Raw genomic sequence first — 17709 nt, forward strand, 5'->3', positions numbered from 1 at the left:
AAGAGCCCTTTGGTTACTTTGGGGCTTTTCCAAAGTGACCCGCCGTCAGGGCGGAACCCTAAGTGGCCGTGACCGCAGAAACGGATATGTACTCGGTCCAACATCCTGGTCGGCCCTGAGGCCGCCATCGGGGGCAAGCCCCCTCCCACACTTTGAATGTACTCACAGTTCAAATGTGGGAGGGGGCTTGCCCCCGATAGCCTCACCCCGGTATCAAGCGAACATCACACCATCTCGTGACGAATCCACTCCACCACCGACGTACGCGTCGGCACCCAGCCCAGCCGTTCCCGGGCATGCTTGCCGCGCACTCGGCTGTTGGAGCCCAGCCCGTAGTTGGCCATTTCATAACCCCACTCGGCCTCAGCATCGGCCAATGGCCAGTCCTGCGGCTCGCCCAGGTTCAACGCCTGGGCAATCGCCGTGGTCATGTCGATAAAGGCCGCTTCGCCGCTTTCCACGAAGTAGAACGTGCCCGGCACATTGTTCGTCAGCGCCAGCAGGTACAGCGCGACCACGTCTTCGATATGCACATTGGACCAGATGTTCTGCCCCGGCCCCACATGACGTACCACACCACTGTTGCGAGCCTGCTTGAGCAAGCGCGGCAATTGCACGCTGTCGCGTTTCACGCCCAGGCTGTGACCGTAGATCAGGGTGTTACAGATCACGGCCGAATTCACACCCTCCCTGGCGGCGGCCAGGATCAGGTTATCGATCGCCACCCGAGGGGCCTTGTCGGCGGTCGGCTGCGGCAGATTGTCTTCGAAGTAAATGACATCACTGGCCTTGCCGCCCGACGCGTCGCCGACAATGCTCGAACCGCTGGTGTGCAGGAACGGCTTGTTGGAGCCTTTCAAGGCAGCCAGCAGGGTTTCGACGCCGGCGCGATGGTCGCTGCTGGCGGCGTTGATCACCGCATCGGCTTGCTGCGCCTGTGCGGTCAAGACCGCCGCGTCATCGAGGGTGCCGATTACTGGGGTGATGCCCAGTGCCGTCATTTCAGTAGCTTGCTCGGCGCTGCGCACCAGGCCAGTGACGGCGTGCCCGGCCTTGACCAGGCCGGTGGCGATGGAACCGCCGATAAAACCGGCTGCGCCGGTAACGAATACATTCATGGAGAGTGCTCCTGACTGGGTAAGTGATGAGCCCAGTATCCAGCAGCCCCCGGCGTCGAATAACCCCGTGCCGGCCAATTCACTCTTGCGCGGCAGTCACGAATCAGCGGGCATAACGCGCCAATTTGGCCTGGATAAAGTCCAGGAAGCACTGGATACGCAACGCCAGTTGGGAGTTGCGGTAGTACACCGCATGGATCGGCTGGCGGTAGCCACTGTTGAAGGTGTCCAGCAGTGGCACCAGGCGCCCGGCATCGATGTCTTTGTGGGTCATGAAGTTGGACAGACAGCAAATGCCCTGCCCCTCCAATGCCAGGTGGCGCACGGTTTCACCGCTGGAGGCGGCAATGCCCGGCTGGATCAGCCAGCGGTCACCTTCGGCATGGCGCAGCGGCCAATGGTTGAGGGTGTCGGTGTGGGTGAACCCCAGCAACGTATGCCCGGCCAACTCGGCGACGGTGGTCGGCGTGCCGTATTGCTTGAGGTATGCGGCGCTGGCCAGGATATGCAGCGGCGTGCTGCCCAGGGCGCGGGCATGCAGGGTGGAGTCGGCCAGGGTGCCGATACGAATGGCAATGTCGGTGCTTTGCTCCAGCAGGTCGATGATCACGTCGTCGCTGTTGAGCTCCAATTGGATATCCGGGTACAGGCCACGAAACTCGCCGATGTACGGCATGATCCCGTGCAGCATGAACGGCACCGCCGCATTGATGCGCAGCCGCCCGGCCGGTTTTTGCTGGCGTGACGACAGACGCTCTTCCAGCTCTTGCATTTGCGCCAGGATCACCTTGGCCTGCTCGAAGAAGTACCGGCCCTCCTCGGTCAAGTCCATGCGCCGCGTGGTGCGGTTGATCAGGGTGGTATCGAGCTTGGCCTCCAGGCGCGACAAGGTGCGGCTGACCGCCGACGGCGTCTGGCCGACCTGCTCGGCGGCGGCGGAAATCGAGCCGCACTCGATCACGCTGACAAAAATCTGTAGTTCATCGGATCGGGCTTTCACGGGCTGTCCTGGTTATCGGCTCGGGCTCATTATTGACCACTGAGCAACAAATGGCCTCCCAATAGCGCCATACCACTGAAAAATCCGCGCTTGAACCACAGCGCACTGATGCGCTGGCGCACTACCTGGCCCAACCACATCCCCAGCAACGCCGGCACCAGCGCCAACAACGATGCACTGATTTCACCGCCACCGAGCGCGCCGCGCCAGGCGAGCCCGCCGGCCAGCGCGAGGGTCGAGACGCTGAACGACAGCCCCAGCGCCTGCACCAACTGATCGCGGCTCAACCCTAGCGCCTGCAGGTACGGCACCGCAGGAATCACGAACACGCCGGTGGCCGCCGTGATGACGCCCGTGACCAGCCCGCACAGCGGGCCAAGCCAGCGCTCCGTTCGGGGTTGCACCTTGAAGGTCGGCAGGAATAATCCACTCAGCGCATACACCAGTAACGCTGCGCCCAACGCGCGTACCACCCACGGCCCACCGTCCAGGCCCAGCCACAGCGTGCCCAGCCCGGCACCGAGGACAACCAGCAGCAACATCGGCCACAGGCGCTTGAGCAAGGTACCCAGGTGACCACCCAACGCCAGTTGCCAGAGGTTGGTGACCGTCGACGGAATGATCAGTAACGCCGCAGCCTGCGCCGGCAGCATAGCCAGGCCGAGCATGCCCATGGCCACCGTGGGCAGGCCAAGGCCAATCACTCCCTTGACCATACCGGCCAGCAGGAACGTGCCGACAACCAACAGCGTCAGGGCCGGGCCGAGGTTTTGATAGAACGTCAGAAAAGTCATCATGCCGGGAGTATGCCGTCAACTGCCGTCGTTCGAACACCTGCCGGTGTCATACCAGGGCCTTGCTCGATGCCCCGGCCCTGCCCTTGCGGAAAAACCCGTAATATACCGCGCTCAGGATCAGCAGGAACGGCACGCCAAACACCAGGGTCATCCTGAACGCCTCGGTGAAATACGTGGTGATCATCACCGCGCCCATCAGTACCAGCCCCAGCAAGGTGCTGTACGGAAACAGGCGCAGCTCGAAGGACAGCGTCGGCCCGCCGTGGCGCTTGCGGTAGCGCCGGAAAAACAGGTGCGTGAGGAAGATCATGAACCAGGTGAAAATTGCCCCAAACATCGAGATCGCCATCATCAGCGTGAACGAACTGTCCGGGTACAGCACATTGAGCAGGGTCGCCAATGCGATACCGGAGCTGGACAGCAGCAAGGCATTGAGCGGGATACCGCTGTTGCTCAACGCGCCCATGGACCTGGGCGCAAACCCTGCGCGGGACAGGCTGAACATCATGCGCGTGGTGATGTAGAGCTGGCTGTTCATCGCCGACAGCGCCGCGACCAGAATCACGAAATTCATCACCCCGGTGGCGCCGGGAATGCCGATGGTCTGCATCACTGTGACGAACGGGCTCTGGGCCTGACCCGCCTGGTTCCACGGCACGATGGCCAGCATCAGGGCCAGGGTCAGCAGGTAGAACACCACCAGGCGCACGAGAGTCGCGCGAAAGGCTTTCTTCACCGCTCGCTCCGGGTCGGCCGCTTCACCGGCAGCCACCGCGATCATCTCCACACTGAGATAGCTGAAGATCGACACGATTACCGCGATCCACATACCGCTCAACCCATGGGGGAAAAACCCCTCATGGGCCGTGTAGTTCTGCACGCCATATTCCGGGTTGCCGGAGCCGAACACCACGTACACCGCCAGGATGATGAAGCCGACGATCGCGCTGATTTTGATGGTGGAGAACCAGTATTCGAAGTTGCCAAAGGTCTTCACGCTGATCGCATTGAGCAGGATCAACACGCTGGAGAACGACACGATCCATACCCATTCCGGCACGTTGGTGAACCAGTACTTCATGTACATCGCCACCGCCGTCACTTCGGCGCCGACTGCCAGCACAATCGCCGCCCAATAGGCATAACGCACCAGGAACCCGGCCAGCGGGCCAATATAAAACTCGGCGTAGGCGCCAAAAGAGCCGGAGGTGGAATGGGCCACCGTCATCTCCGCCAGGCACCCCATCAGGATCAAGGTAATCAACGCACCGATGGCGTAGCTGAGCAATACGCTGGGCCCGGCATAGCCAATCGCGTAGGCGCTGCCCATGAACAGCCCGGTACCAATGGCGCCGCCGATGGCGATCATGCTCATTTGCCCGGATGTGAGCTGGCGCCTGAGGCCCAGTTCGCGGTGGGTGATTTCTGCAAAGCCGTTGTCTGGCGTGGTCACGTGGCGTGCCCCTTTATTATTGTGATTGCTGCTGTTGTCACAGATGACAAGTCCTGATGCCAGTCAGTCAAGCGTACCTGGCCCGCTGTAGGAGCGAGCTTGCTCGCGAAAAATGTCAACGATAACGCGTGCTTCCTGAATGAACACGGTGCCTGTGAGTTTTTCGCGAGCAAGCTCGCTCCTACAGAGGGCGGGGTACGCTTAAGCTCTTAGGTCACGCTGTTACGCACCTTGAATTGCGGCTGGTCCCAGGTGGTGTTGTCGAGAATGTCACCGAGGATTTCCACCGCATCCCACACGTCGGTAAAGCGTGTGTACAGCGGGGTAAAACCGAATCGCATGATGTGCGGCTCACGGTAGTCACCGATCACGCCCCGGGCGATCAGCGCCTGTATCACCGCATACCCTTGAGGGTGTTCGAAACTCACATGACTGCCGCGCCTGGCGTGTTCACGCGGGGTGATCAGCTTCAAGCCATGAACGGCGCAGCGTGCCTCGACCCGCTCGATAAACAGATCGGTCAACGCCAGGGATTTGCTGCGCAGGCTGGCCATGTCCGTCTGTTCAAATATCTCCAGCCCGCATTCCACCATGGCCAGCGAGGTGATCGGCTGGGTGCCGCACAGGTAGCGGGCGATGCCGGCACTCGGCGCGTAGTTGGACTCCATCGCAAACTGACGGGTATGCCCGAACCAGCCCGACAGCGGCTGGCGCACCAGGTCCACCAACGCGGGGTTGACCCACACGAACGCCTGGGAGCCCGGGCCGCCATTGAGGTATTTGTAGGTGCAGCCAATCGCATAATCGGCCCCGGCCGCGTGCAGATCGATGGGCACGGCACCGGCCGAATGCGCCAGGTCCCAGAGGCTCAACGCGCCGCACTCATGGCTCAAGGCGGTGAGCGCGTGCATGTCATACATATAGCCGCTCTTGTAGTTGACGTGGGTGACCATCACCACCGCCACATCCTGGTCGATGGCGCTGGGCAGTTCGTCCGGGCTGTTGACCAGGCGCAGCACATAACCCTGTTGCAGCAGCTCGGCGAGGCCCTCGGCGATGTACAGGTCGGTGGGAAAATTGCTCGCTTCGCTGACGATCACCTTGCGCGCCGGCGCACGCTCGCGCTGTACGCTCAGCGCCGCGCTGAGCACCTTGAACAGGTTGATGGACGTGGTATCGGTCACCGCCACTTCGCCCTCGCCGGCGCCGATCAGCGGTGCCAGGCGATTGCCCAGGCGCAGGGACAGGTCCGCCCATCCGGCACTGTTCCAACTGCGAATCAGGCCGTTGCCCCATTCCTCGGCGATCACCTGTTGCGCCCGCGCCAGCGAGGCCAGCGGACGCGCGCCGAGGGAATTACCGTCGAGGTAGATGACGCCCGCCGGCAAGGCGAACTGATCGCGCAAAGGCGCCAGCGGGTCCTGGACGTCGAGGGCTTGGCAATGGCTTCGGGTGGTCATGGTCTGTCCTGGTTTTTATAAGAGAAGATGGACCAAATAATGAACGAAGCTTTAGAGAATTTTCGTGCAAAGTGGTAGGTGAAGCGCTATTTAAGCTGTAGGAAATTCGAATTTAACTTCCAAAAACGCGGATTTATTCAAATTATGATTCTTGACGCCACCGACCTGCGCCTCCTGCATTTCCTGCAACAGGATGGCCGTATCAGCAACCAGGAACTGGCGGAAAAAGTCGCGCTGTCACCCTCGGCCTGCCTGCGCCGTCTGCGCCTGCTGGAAAGCGAAGGCGTGGTCAGCGGCTATCGGGCGGTACTCAATGCCGAGCAGCTGGGCATTGAGCTTGAGGCCATCGTGCACCTGTCCTTGCGCCAGGATGTGGAAGATTGGCATGAGACCTTCATCGAGAAAGTACAGGGCTGGCCGGAGGTGGCCAGTGCCTATGTGGTCACCGGCGCGAGCAACTATGTGCTGCGGGTCCAGGCGCGCAACCTCAAGCATTTTTCGGACTTTATCGTGAACCAACTCAACCGCACGGCGGGGGTCGTGGATATACGTTCGGAGATTGTGCTGCAGAAAATCAAGGATCGGGATGAGGTGCTGGATCTGGTCCTGCGCAAATAGCCCCTGCCCGCCAAACGCGTGGGCGCGCTGCGGATCAGGCACTTGATGGCGTCCAGCTGTATTACGAAAAGTTTACGCAGAGTAATATCTGCCCCTCAGCACTTCTGAGGGGCTGATGCGCCAGCACTCACCCTTAAGAAAAACAAGTATGAAGGGAACGTTAATGGCGGATGACATGGTAAACCCGGTGGGCCTCAAGCGCGGCCTGAAGAACCGGCACATTCAATTGATCGCCTTGGGAGGGGCGATTGGCACGGGGCTGTTCCTCGGCTCGGCCGGGGTGCTCAAGTCGGCAGGGCCGTCGATGATCCTGGGTTACGCGATAGCCGGTTTCATCGCCTTCCTGATCATGCGCCAGCTCGGCGAGATGATCGTCGAAGAGCCGGTGGCCGGATCTTTCAGCCACTTCGCGCATAAATACTGGAGCGGTTACGCGGGCTTTCTCGCAGGCTGGAACTACTGGGTGCTGTACGTGTTGGTGGGCATGGCCGAACTGACGGCCGTGGGCAAATACATCCAGTTCTGGTGGCCGGAAGTCCCGACCTGGGTCAGTGCGCTGGTGTTCTTTGTCGCGGTCAACCTGATCAACACCCTGAACGTGAAGTTCTTCGGTGAAGCCGAGTTCTGGTTCGCGATCATCAAGGTGGTGGCGATTGTCGGCATGATCGTGCTCGGCTGCTACCTGCTGTTCAGCGGTACCGGCGGCCCGCAGGCGTCGGTCAGCAACCTGTGGAGCCACGGCGGTTTCTTCCCGAACGGTGGCATGGGACTGTTGATGTCGATGGCGTTCATCATGTTCTCGTTCGGTGGCCTGGAGCTGGTCGGCATCACCGCCGCCGAGGCCAGCGAGCCGCGCAAGGTGATCCCGAAGGCGATCAACCAGGTGGTGTACCGGATCCTGATTTTCTACGTCGGCGCCCTCGCCGTGCTGCTGTCGCTGTACCCGTGGGACCAACTGCTGCAAACCCTCGGCGCGTCGGGCGATCCCTACAGCGGTAGCCCGTTCGTGCAGATTTTCTCGCTGATCGGCAATGACACCGCTGCGCACATCCTCAACTTCGTGGTGCTGACCGCGGCGCTGTCGGTCTACAACAGCGGCGTGTACTGCAACAGCCGCATGCTGTTCGGCCTGGCCGAGCAAGGCGACGCACCCAAGGCGTTGATGAAGCTCAACAAGCAAGGCGTGCCATTGCGGGCGCTGGCGATTTCGGCGCTGGTGACCCTGCTGTGCGTGGTGGTCAACTACGTTGCGCCGAAGAGTGCCCTGGAATTGCTGTTCGCATTGGTGGTTGCCTCGCTGATGATCAACTGGGCGCTGATCAGCATCACCCACATCAAGTTCCGCAAGGCCATGGGCGAGCAAGGCGTGACGCCGTCGTTCAAGACCTTCTGGTTCCCGTTCAGCAACTACCTGTGCCTGGCGTTCATGCTGGTGATCATCAGCGTGATGCTGGCGATCCCGGATATTCGTGAGTCGGTGTATGCGATGCCGGTGTGGGTGGGGATTATCTATGTGGCGTATCGGTTGCGAGTCCGAAACGCGAAGGTCGTGACAGCGCAGTAACCCATGTGGGAGGGGGCTTGCCCCCGATTGCAGTGTGTCAGCCACTGATATGGCTAATGTTGATCGTTCCCACGCTCCGCGTGGGAATGCATCCTGTGACGCTCCGCGTCGCGACTCTGGAAGCGGACGCAGAGCGTCCAAAGCTACATTCCCACGCAGAGCGTGGGAACGATCAGCCCCGGTAATCCGGGGCTTTTGTTTAGAGCGTGGAACGCACTCGCCACAGTTCGGGGAACAGCACCGTGTCGAGCATCTTGCGCAGGTAACCCACACCTTCCGTGCCGCCGGTACCCGGTTGGAAGCCGATGATCCGCTCCACCGTGGTGACATGCCGGAAGCGCCACTGGCGGAATGAATCTTCCAGGTCGATAAACTTCTCGGCCAATTGATACAAATCCCAGTAACGACTCGGGTCGCGATACACCTCGCGCCAGGCCGCTTCTACCGACTCATCGTGCACCGTCGCCACCGTTGGGTCGCGTTCGGCGCGCTGGGGATCAATCGCCAGCCCCGCCTTGACCATCAGGTTTACCGCCTCGTCATACAACGACGGCGTAGCAATCGCCACCTGCAATTGCTGCAGCAACTCCGGGCGATGGGCATGGGGCCGCAGCAGCGCCGGGCTCTTGTTGCCGAGAATGAATTCGATCTCGCGGTACTGGAACGACTGGAACCCCGACGACTGCCCCAGGAACGGGCGGATCGCCTTGTACTCCGACGGCGTCATGGTCGCCAGCACCGCCCAGGCATGCACCAGTTGATCGAAGATCCGTGAGACCCGCGCCAGCATCTTGAACGCCGGCGGCAACTCACCGAGGCGCACATGGTCGCGGGCCGCCTTGAGTTCGTGCAGCATCAGTTTCATCCACAGCTCCGAGGTCTGGTGCTGGATGATGAAGAGCATTTCGTTATGGTCCGGCGACAGCGGGTGCTGGGCGCTGAGGACTTTGCCCAGGTCCAGGTAGTCGCCGTAGCTCATGGACTCGGAAAAATTCAGTTCGGCGTTGTGCCATTCCTCCGGGGGTCGGTAATCGGCAGGCTTATATTCTGGAGAGAAGGGACACTGGCTCATCGCGTGGGCTCCAAAAGCGGGCGCAGGATTGCGCGGACCGGGCTGGCGTCCAGGTTGGCGAAACGCAGCGGCAGCGCGATCAGTTCGTAGTCGCCCTCCGGTACGTCGTCAAGCACGATGCCTTCGAGGATCGCCATGCCATGGCGCGCCACAGCGTTGTGCGAGTCCATGGTCTTGGACTGTTGCGGGTCCAGGGAGGGCGTGTCGATCCCGATCAGGCGCACGCCGAGGCCGGCCAGCAGCTCGATGGTTTGCGGGGCGATGGCCGTGAAGTCTGAATCCCATTGCGTCAGGGGGGCTTGTGGATAAGTGCGCAGCAGCACGCGTTCGGGCAGGTTATCCACACGCCCCTGCAGTTGATGCGGTTGCACCAGGGCACCACTGCCCAGGCAGTGCAACACTCGGCACGGGCCCATGTACACGTCCAACGACACCTCGCCAATCGGCGCGCCGTCGGCGCTGTAATGCAGCGGCGCATCCACATGGGCGCCGGTGTGCGGCGACAGCGTCACACGCCCCACATTCACCGGGCACTGCGGCCCGAACTGCCACACGCGCTCTTCCTGGAACGGCGTATCGCCCGGCCAGGTCGGGGTCGCCGCACTCAAGGGCGGGCTGATATCCCACCACGTTTTTATTGGGTTCATTTCACGGCTCTCACTCATTCCTGGGTGAATGATACGAGGGCCGGACGTGAATTTTCTTGCGAATTCTGGCGTGAACGGGGAGTTCTTTCGCAGTTACTGCGAGAAAGTCGCTGATTTACGCGCAGAACCGCCTCTGAACACAGTGGCGATGCCACCGGCAATCAATGTGGGAGGGGGCTTGCCCCCGATAGCAGTGGGCCAGTCAATCAGAAGTTGGCTGACACGCCGCCATCGGGGGCAAGCCCCCTCCCACATTGACCGCGCTTCGTATTAGGCTGCGCTTCTGGGCATACCGATGTCGAGTCCAGACCATCAGCCCCCGCTGCGACGCTATAGGGTTCGACTCTTATTCCCTTGCCTCGGAGTCATCATGTCCAAGCCCATCACCGTACTGCGCGACACCCATCCCTTGCCGGTCCTGGATGCCTGCAAATGGGAAAAGCTCGAAGGCGACCCGCACACCGTCAACCTCAACGCCTACACCAGCGAAGACGGCAGCAAGATCATGGGCACCTGGATCTGCACGCCGGGCAAGTGGTACGTGGACTACGTGAAATGGGAGTACTGCCACTTCCAGGAAGGCTATTGCATCATCACGCCGGAAGGCTTGGAGCCGATTCACCTGCGGGCTGGGGATATCTTTGTGGTGGAGCCCGGGATGAAGGGGACGTGGGAGGTGGTGGAGACGGTGCGTAAGTATTTCGTGTTTGCTTGAGCCATCTCTACAGCAAGCGGCTTTCCTACGGTGAACGGGCTCGCCCGACATCGTTTGTAGGAGCGAGCTTGCTCGCGAAATACGTCAACGATAACGCGTGTTTCCTGGATGCACGCGGCGTCTGTCAGTTCTTCGCGAGCAAGCTCGCTCCTACAGTAGACCTTATTGCCTCAACTCCACTCACCCCATCATTCAGGCTTGCGATAGCTGTTAATGATCGCCGAAAAGTCCTTACCCCCTTCCCCACGCTGGCTCATCGATTGATACAACTGCTGGGCCACCGCACCGAGGATCACCGGCTGTTTTGCCTGGCGCGCCGCTTCGGTGGCCAGGCCCAGGTCCTTGAGCATCAGGTCGGCGCCAAAACCGCCGGTGTAACCGCGCGACGACGGCGCAGTTTCAATCACGCCCGGCCATGGATTGTAGGTGTCCGAACTCCAGCAGCGCCCGGTCGAGCTGTTGATGATGCCGGCCAGCACCTGCGTGTCGATGCCCAGTGCATCGCCCAGGGCCATCGCCTCACTGACGCCGACCATGCTGATGCCCAGCAGCAGGTTGTTGCAGATCTTGGCGATTTGCCCGGTGCCCACCTCGCCGCAGTGCACGATGTTGCGGCCCATCTGCGCCAGTACCGGTTGCAGGGTGGCGAACAGTTCAGGCGTGGCGCCGACCATGAAGGTCAGCGTGCCGGCTTGCGCCCCGCCGGTGCCGCCGGACACCGGAGCGTCAGCCATCACCACGCCTTGCCGGGCGGCGGCAGCGGCGACATCTCGGGCGGTCTGCGGGTCGATGGTGCTGCAATCCACGGCGGGAATGCCGCTGCCGATGCCGGCGAGCACACCGTCTTCATTCAGCCACACACTGCGCACATGGGCGGCGGCCGGCAGCATGGTGATCACCAGTTCAGCGCCCTGGGCCGCGTCACGCGGGGAGTCGCTGATGTGACCGCCCAACTCGGCCAGTTCCTTGAGCACGGTCTGGTTCAGGTCAAACAGGTTCAGCGCGTGCCCGGCCTTGATCAGGTTGCGGGCCATGGGCGCGCCCATGTTGCCCAGGCCGATAAATGCAATCTTCATGGTCGTCTCCCAGGTCTCAGCGCAGGTTGATGGTGGTGTTGACGCCATCGTTGACCGTGTCGTCATCGAACCAGCGGCTGGTGACGGTCTTGGTCTGGGTGTAGAACTGCACCACCTGCTTGCCGTACGGGCCCAGGTCACCCAGCTTGGAACCACGGGAGCCGGTGAAGCTGAAAAACGGCACCGGCACCGGGATCGGAATGTTGATGCCGACCTGGCCTACATCGATTTCACTCTGGAACTTACGCGCCGCCGCGCCGCTCTGGGTGAACAGGCCGGTGCCGTTGCCGAACGGGTTGGCGTTGACCAGCGCAATGGCTTGATCGAGGGTGTCGACCTCCAGCACCACCAGCACCGGGCCGAAGATTTCTTCGGTGTAGATGCGCATGTCGGTGGTCACGCCCGAGAACAGGGTCGGGCCGACAAAGTTGCCTTGCTCGAAGCCCGGCACCTTGATGTCGCGGCCGTCCAGCTCCAGCGTGGCGCCTTCTTTCACGCCGCTTTCGATCAGCTCCAGAATGCGTGCCTTGGCGCGCTTGGAGATCACCGGGCCCACATCCGTACCCGCCTCGCTGCCGGCGTTGACCTTGAGCTTTTGCGCCAGTGCCTTGAGGTCCGGCAGCCATTGCTTGGACGCGCCCACCAGCACCACCACCGAGGTGGCCATGCAACGTTGGCCCGCCGCGCCGAAACCGGCACCGACCAGGGCATTGAGGGTGTGTTCGCGGTTGGCGTCCGGCAGCACCACCGCGTGGTTCTTGGCGCCCATCATCGATTGCACGCGCTTGCCGTGTTTGCCAGCCAGGTCATAGACGTGGGTGCCCACGGCGGTCGAGCCGACGAAGGACACGGCCTTGATGTCTTTGTGGGTGCACAGCGCATCCACCACGTCCTTGCCGCCGTGCACCACGTTAAGCACGCCAGCCGGCACACCGGCTTCCAGCGCCAGCTCCACCAGCAGCATGGTCGACAGCGGGTCTTGCTCTGACGGTTTCAGGACGAAGGTATTCCCGCACGCAATGGCCATCGGGAACATCCACAGCGGAATCATCGCCGGGAAGTTGAACGGAGTGATACCGGCGCACACGCCGATGGGTTGGCGCAGCGTGTAGGTATCGACGCCACCAGCGACGTTTTCAGCGAATTCGCCCATTTGCAGGGTGCCGATGGAACAGGCGTGCTCCACCACTTCCAGGCCACGGAAAATATCGCCCTCGGCATCGGCAATGGTCTTGCCCTGCTCGTTGCTGAGGACCACGGCAATGCGCTTGGAATGTTCGCGGATCAAGGCTTGCAGCTTGAGCATGATGCGCATGCGCGCGCCGATCGGCGTCAGCTTCCAGGTCTGGAAGGCGCGATGGGCCGCATCGATGGCCGCGTTGACCTCATCGGCCGTGGCGAACGGGACTTTGGCCAGCACTTGCTGGGTAGCCGGGTTGACGATGTCTTGCCATTCGGTGGTCTTGGACTCGACCCACTCGCCGTTGATCAGCAACTTGACCTGTTGTACGGAAATATCGGCAGATGCGTTCATGAGGGTCTCCGGATCTTGTTGTTATGCAGAGAGTGAATCGCCTTGAAGAAGGAGGCGTTCGGACTGTTTTTGGAGTATAGATGTGCAAATCTCTAATAAGAACGCACATAAAATCCGGTCCAATATGCAAAAAAACATCACATCACTGGGCTCCCTGAACTGGGACGACCTGAAGTTTTTTCTCGAAGTGGCCCGCACCCGCAAGGCCAGTGTCGCCGCCAAGCGCCTGGCGGTTGACTACACCACGGTGTCGCGGCGCATCAGCTCGCTGGAAGTGTCGCTCGGCACCCTGCTGTTCGAAAAATCCCGGACCAACGGTTTTGTCCTGACCGCCGAGGGCCAGCGTTTGCTGGGTTACGCCGAATCCATCGAAAGCACTCTGCACATGGCGTGCGAACAAGTCTCCGGCTCCGGCGTGGCGCTGTCCGGCCATGTGCGCATGGGCTGTACCGAGGGCTTCGGCAGCTTCTTCGTCACCCCGCAACTGAGCCACTTCGTCGATACTTATCCGGCGATCTCGGTGGACATCCTGCCCCTGCCGCACTTCATCAGCCTGTCCAAGCGCGAAGCCGACATCGTCATCGCCCTGGAACGCCCGGAACACGGCCCGTACGTGTGCTGCAAACTGTGCGATTACAAACTGCAGCTGTACGCCACACAGGACTACCTCGACCAACACCCGCCGATCCAACGCCCGACGGATCTGGCCGAGCATCCGTTTATCAGCTACGTGGATGACCTGGCGTTCAGCTCGGAGTTGCTGTACCTGGCGAACGTAGTACCGGGCGCCAGCGCCAGCCTGCGCAGTACCAGTGTGATTGCGCAATACGTCGCGGCGCAGCAGGGCCGGTCGATGGCGATATTGCCGTGTTTTTTGGCGGCGCAGGATCCGCGACTGCTGCCGGTGCTGGGGGAGCAGATTGCGCTTACGCGGCAGTTCTGGATGTATTGCCGAGAGGATTTGAGGAAGTTGAAGCGGATTACGTTGTTGTGGGATTACATCCGGGAGGTGACGGAGCAGAATCAGGGGTTGTTGATGGGGGAGACGCGGGAGATGCGCTTTGCAGACTGAATGCGCCGCGCGGACAACTGTGGGAGGGGCGGTGCGACGATTCGACTTGCCCCCGATGGCGGAGTGTCAGTTACCAAATCTATGGGCTGACACACTGCTATCGGGGGCAAGCCCCCTCCCACATTGGATCGTATTTCAAGTTGAGGCGGCTGAAGGGCCTTAGTCCGCGATGACTACAATCGACACGCGTCGATTCTCGGTGCGCCCCGCCGCCGTTGTATTTTCCGCCACCGGCTCGCTGCTGCCCAGGCCGCGCAGTTGGATGTTTTGTTGTTTCATGCCCACGCTGCTCAGCACTTTGCCCACACTTTCAGCACGGCGCAGGGACAAGGCCTTGTTGTAGAGTTCCTTGCCCGACGCGTCGGTGTGGCCGTCGACGCGTACGCGTTCGATGCCTGCGCCCACCAGGGCCTTGCCGATGCGCTCGACGATGTCGGTGCTGGGCTTGTTGAGGGTTTCGACGTCGCTGCCAAACAGCACTTTGCCAGACAAGCCGAAGGCCCAGCCTTCGTCCGTCAGCTCGAAACCCTGCTGCTTGAGCACGGCCACTTGTGCCGGGCTCAGGCCTTTGGGCGGCGGGGTCTGGCAGCCGCCGAGGGCCAGGCAGGCGAGAAGCAAGCTGATAAATAGAACGCGAGGGTGAGAGAACAAGGGATTAACTCCTGTGCTGGACATTGACGACAGAGTGCACAGGCTCCGCCGTTTGCTGACTGCCCGAAGACAGCCGCTTGGCTTGGTACATCGCCACATCGGCGGCATTGAGCAGGGTGCCGGGCGTGGCGCCATGATCCGGATAAATGGCGATGCCGATACTGAGGGAGGTCAAGACCTGGGTGTTGCCGGGCAGCGGGATCGATTGGTCCATGCTGGCAATGATCTTGTCGGCAATGCGTTGCGCATCTTCGATTTTGTTCAGCGGCGCCAGCAGGACGGCGAATTCGTCGCCGCCCAGGCGCGCCACCAGGTCATCTTCGCGCAGCTGTGCCCGCACGCGCTCGGCAACGGCCACCAGTACGGCATCGCCGGCGGCGTGGCCGAAGTTGTCGTTGATGTCTTTGAAACGATCGCTGTCGAGAAACAGCACGCCTACCCGTTCGTTGACCTTGGCGGCGCTGCGCAAGGCTCGAATCAACCGGCCTTCGAAGAATGCACGGTTGGGCAGGCCGGTGAGGCTGTCGTGGCTGGCCTGGTGCGCGAGGGTTTCGTTTTCGCTTTGCAGATGACTTTGCCAGGCCTCCATTTCGCCCAACAGGGCATTGAAGTCGCTGCCCAGGCTGTCGAGTTCGGCGATCTGGGCCGGGGGCACGCGGCGGTCGAAGTCGCGCTCGCTGCGGGCGGCGTGGGCCACGGCGGCAAGGCTTTGCAGCGGCCCGGTGATGCCATTCAACAGACGCCGCGCCAGGTGCAGCGCCACCCAGGCACTGAGCGCGGTACAGATCACAATGCCCGCCAGGCCGCTGAGCAGGAAGCGCAACAGGCTGCCGCCATGACCGGTCAGGTGGATACTGCCGACCGTTTGCCCCTGGTGAAGGATCGGCTGGCTGATGGGTTGCTCGAGCAAGGCATGCGCCAGTTCGAGTTCAACCCGCGACAACATCCCGTTGTTCGGCCGCACCCACTGCGCCAGCAGCTTGCCACTGGCATCAAAGACTTCGGCCTGGGCCACCTCTTCGGTCGAAGCGATCAGGCTCAAGGCTTCAGTGGCGGCGGCGCTGTCGTCGAACACCACAGCCGCTTCCACGGTGTAATTGATCGAGCGTGCGATCAAGTGCAGGTTGTGTTCGGCGTACACCCGCAGCGCCAGCACGCCGAGCAGGGTCAGGGACACACTGGCCAGCGCCACCGCCACCAGGGCCAGGATCATGTGCCCTCTGCCGATGACCGACCTCAGGGTCGGTCGCGTCTTGGCCGGCCTCATGGCGTCGGCGCTCGACGGCGCGACAGTTGCAGCACGCTGGGGTGAATGCGTACGCCGCTGCGGGCAACTGAATCCAGGTTCACCTCAAACGACACTTGCGCATCACTCACCCGCAGGCAGAACAGGCTGCCCACGGTGCATTGATCGCCGCCTTCGCTGATGCTGAGCACCGGATGGCCGATCAATGAAGCAAACAACGCGGTGCGTTCGTCAGCGCTGAGTTTGCCGATGTAGACGGCGTCGCAGGCACTGACGATGTCCGGATGGTTGGCCAGCAAGCGTCGCACTGCCACCGGTCGGCCGGTGGCCTGGGTAGTGCCCTTGATCAGGTCGTCGGTGTACTGGGTGGGCCCGACGATGCACAAGCGCAGTTGCACAGGCTCCACCGGCCAACGGGCATAACTGAGAATCCCCAGCACGACCTGGGTGACCGTCTGGGCGCGCTGCTCGGCCAAACTGGGCGTTTGAGCCCAGGCCTGTGGAGCGAGCAGGCATAGCACCGCAACCTGCAACAGGCGTCTCCAGCTCAAACTGCGCTCTGAGAGCGAGACAGCCACGTTCATGCAGCAATTCTCTCAAGAAATTCGATGGTGATGCCGCAACGATAGCACAGCAGCGGAAAACCCATGACGCGAGGCTTTCCAAAGTGCTGAGTATTTTTTCAGAAAAATCAGACATCTGAATCAAAAATATCGCATGACCGTTCAGTCAGCTTCTTCGGGCGTGGCGTCCAGCTCCAGCATCAGCCCGCTCAAGCGTTTGACCCGGCGCCGTACGGCTTCTTCAAAGACGCCGGCACGGGGTTCGATCAGGCTGAACCAGCGTTTGGCGCGGGTGATACCGGTGTAGATCAGTTCTTTGGTCAGTACCGGGTTCAACGCGTCCGGCAGGATCAGCGCGGTATGGGTGAACTCCGACCCCTGGGATTTGTGCACGGTCATGGCATAGACGGTTTCCACATCGTTGAGCCGGCTGGGCAGCACGAAGCGCACGCCACCCTGGCCGTCATTGCGCGGGAAAGCTACGCGCAGCACCTGAGGGCCGCCGTCGCTCTCGGGCAATTTCAGGGCGATACCGATATCCCCGTTCATCAGGCCCAGGCCGTAGTCGTTACGGGTCATCAGCACCGGACGCCCTTCATACCACTGCTCGTCGCCCTCGATCAGCCGCACCTTGCGCAGGGCGGCGGTGATGCGCAGGTTCAGCCCTTCGACGCCCCAGGGACCTTTGCGTACGGCGCAGAGCAACTGGAACGCGTCGAAGGCTTGCAGCAGTTGTTGCGCCCAGTGGGTCCAGGCGTGATCGTCACGCGGGGTCTGTGGCGCAGGACGCGCCGACTGCAGCAGGTTCAGGTAATAGCGATAGCCCTGGGCACCTTCGCCCTGCCCGTCCAGCACCAGGCGCTCAAGCGCGTGATCATGCTCGCCCTTGAGGCTGAGACAGAACAAGTCGTCATGACTGCGCGCGGCCAACAGCGCGCGCGCTTGCTCAGCGTTCTGCTGGTTGACCCAGCGCGCCAGCTGGCCGATGCCGCTGCCCTCGCCGAAGCGACGCGAGTAGCGCAGCATCACCACCTGCTGGGCCAGCGGATGACTGCCGTCGAGGTCTTCCTGCAAGCCGCTGTTGCCGAGGTCTTCGGCGCTGACCGCCTGCAGCCATTGGCGG

Annotated in this window: 17 protein-coding genes; 4 read left to right on the forward strand and 13 right to left on the reverse strand. The window is 61.7% G+C overall.

From position 1 onward, the window contains the following. Positions 1 to 224: 224 nt before the first annotated feature. The 5 genes from BFP96_RS24350 to kynU form a co-directional block, all read right to left on the reverse strand. Complete coding sequence (locus tag BFP96_RS24350; RefSeq protein WP_065896465.1) at positions 225 to 1118, reverse strand: NAD-dependent epimerase/dehydratase family protein; 894 nt, start codon at positions 1116 to 1118, stop codon at positions 225 to 227. 103 nt (positions 1119 to 1221) lie between these two features. Continuing rightward, a complete protein-coding gene (locus BFP96_RS24355) occupies positions 1222 to 2118 on the reverse strand; it encodes a LysR family transcriptional regulator (RefSeq protein ID WP_065893664.1) in 897 nt (298 codons plus the stop codon). Positions 2119 to 2147: 29 nt separating this feature from the next. Then, the gene (locus tag BFP96_RS24360) at positions 2148 to 2915 is read right to left on the reverse strand and encodes a sulfite exporter TauE/SafE family protein (RefSeq protein WP_065896463.1); all 768 of its coding nucleotides are present in this window, start codon (positions 2913 to 2915) and stop codon (positions 2148 to 2150) included. Positions 2916 to 2961: 46 nt separating this feature from the next. Continuing rightward, the gene (locus BFP96_RS24365; protein WP_065896462.1) at positions 2962 to 4368 is read right to left on the reverse strand and encodes an amino acid permease; all 1407 of its coding nucleotides are present in this window, start codon (positions 4366 to 4368) and stop codon (positions 2962 to 2964) included. 209 nt (positions 4369 to 4577) lie between these two features. Beyond that, the gene (kynU, locus tag BFP96_RS24370) at positions 4578 to 5828 is read right to left on the reverse strand and encodes a kynureninase (protein WP_065937166.1); all 1251 of its coding nucleotides are present in this window, start codon (positions 5826 to 5828) and stop codon (positions 4578 to 4580) included. Positions 5829 to 5972: 144 nt separating this feature from the next. Between kynU and BFP96_RS24375 the strand changes: the two genes are divergently transcribed. Both BFP96_RS24375 and BFP96_RS24380 read left to right on the forward strand, forming a co-directional pair. Beyond that, on the forward strand, positions 5973 to 6446 hold the full coding sequence (locus BFP96_RS24375; protein WP_065883506.1) for an Lrp/AsnC family transcriptional regulator: 474 nt from the start codon (positions 5973 to 5975) through the stop codon (positions 6444 to 6446). 163 nt (positions 6447 to 6609) lie between these two features. Further along, complete coding sequence (locus BFP96_RS24380) at positions 6610 to 8010, forward strand: amino acid permease (protein WP_065893668.1); 1401 nt, start codon at positions 6610 to 6612, stop codon at positions 8008 to 8010. Positions 8011 to 8209: 199 nt separating this feature from the next. On the opposite strand, the gene kynA is transcribed toward BFP96_RS24380, so the two are convergent. Continuing rightward, positions 8210 to 9082 (reverse strand): tryptophan 2,3-dioxygenase, encoded by an 873-nt coding sequence (gene kynA, locus BFP96_RS24385; RefSeq protein WP_065937167.1) that lies wholly within the window; start codon positions 9080 to 9082, stop codon positions 8210 to 8212. After that, positions 9079 to 9729 (reverse strand): arylformamidase, encoded by a 651-nt coding sequence (gene kynB, locus BFP96_RS24390; protein ID WP_065883501.1) that lies wholly within the window; start codon positions 9727 to 9729, stop codon positions 9079 to 9081. Before kynB ends, kynA begins: the two co-directional genes overlap by 4 nt. Positions 9730 to 10099: 370 nt before the next feature. On the opposite strand from kynB, the gene BFP96_RS24395 reads away from it, so the two are divergent. After that, positions 10100 to 10444, forward strand: a complete 345-nt coding sequence (locus tag BFP96_RS24395) for a cupin domain-containing protein (protein ID WP_010206533.1) — start codon at positions 10100 to 10102, stop codon at positions 10442 to 10444. A 188-nt stretch (positions 10445 to 10632) separates the two neighbouring features. Here the strand turns inward: BFP96_RS24395 and mmsB are convergent, their stop codons facing one another. After that, complete coding sequence (gene mmsB, locus BFP96_RS24400; protein WP_065893670.1) at positions 10633 to 11520, reverse strand: 3-hydroxyisobutyrate dehydrogenase; 888 nt, start codon at positions 11518 to 11520, stop codon at positions 10633 to 10635. Positions 11521 to 11536: 16 nt separating this feature from the next. Beyond that, positions 11537 to 13054: a CoA-acylating methylmalonate-semialdehyde dehydrogenase gene (locus tag BFP96_RS24405; RefSeq protein WP_065937168.1), complete on the reverse strand. Its 1518-nt coding sequence runs from the start codon at positions 13052 to 13054 to the stop codon at positions 11537 to 11539. Between the two features lie 124 nt (positions 13055 to 13178). On the opposite strand from BFP96_RS24405, the gene BFP96_RS24410 reads away from it, so the two are divergent. After that, positions 13179 to 14126 carry a LysR family transcriptional regulator gene (locus BFP96_RS24410; RefSeq protein WP_065893672.1) on the forward strand — a complete coding sequence of 316 codons (948 nt, stop codon included), beginning with the start codon at positions 13179 to 13181 and terminating at the stop codon, positions 14124 to 14126. A gap of 159 nt (positions 14127 to 14285) precedes the next feature. On the opposite strand, the gene BFP96_RS24415 is transcribed toward BFP96_RS24410, so the two are convergent. From BFP96_RS24415 to BFP96_RS31430, 4 genes are all read right to left on the reverse strand, one after another. Continuing rightward, positions 14286 to 14777, reverse strand: coding sequence for an OmpA family protein (locus BFP96_RS24415; protein ID WP_065896457.1), 492 nt, complete (start codon positions 14775 to 14777; stop codon positions 14286 to 14288). A 4-nt stretch (positions 14778 to 14781) separates the two neighbouring features. After that, positions 14782 to 16044, reverse strand: coding sequence for a diguanylate cyclase domain-containing protein (locus tag BFP96_RS24420; RefSeq protein WP_065937169.1), 1263 nt, complete (start codon positions 16042 to 16044; stop codon positions 14782 to 14784). Next, positions 16041 to 16607: a YfiR family protein gene (locus tag BFP96_RS24425; protein WP_065883482.1), complete on the reverse strand. Its 567-nt coding sequence runs from the start codon at positions 16605 to 16607 to the stop codon at positions 16041 to 16043. The genes BFP96_RS24420 and BFP96_RS24425 overlap by 4 nt, the downstream gene beginning before the upstream one ends. A 141-nt stretch (positions 16608 to 16748) precedes the next feature. Then, a partial coding sequence (locus BFP96_RS31430; protein WP_256549186.1) for an ATP-binding domain-containing protein occupies positions 16749 to 17709 on the reverse strand: 961 nt, incomplete at its 5' end.

The sequence above is a fragment of the Pseudomonas sp. 34 E 7 genome, assembly GCF_900005715.1.
GTDB lineage: Bacteria > Pseudomonadota > Gammaproteobacteria > Pseudomonadales > Pseudomonadaceae > Aquipseudomonas > Aquipseudomonas orientalis_A.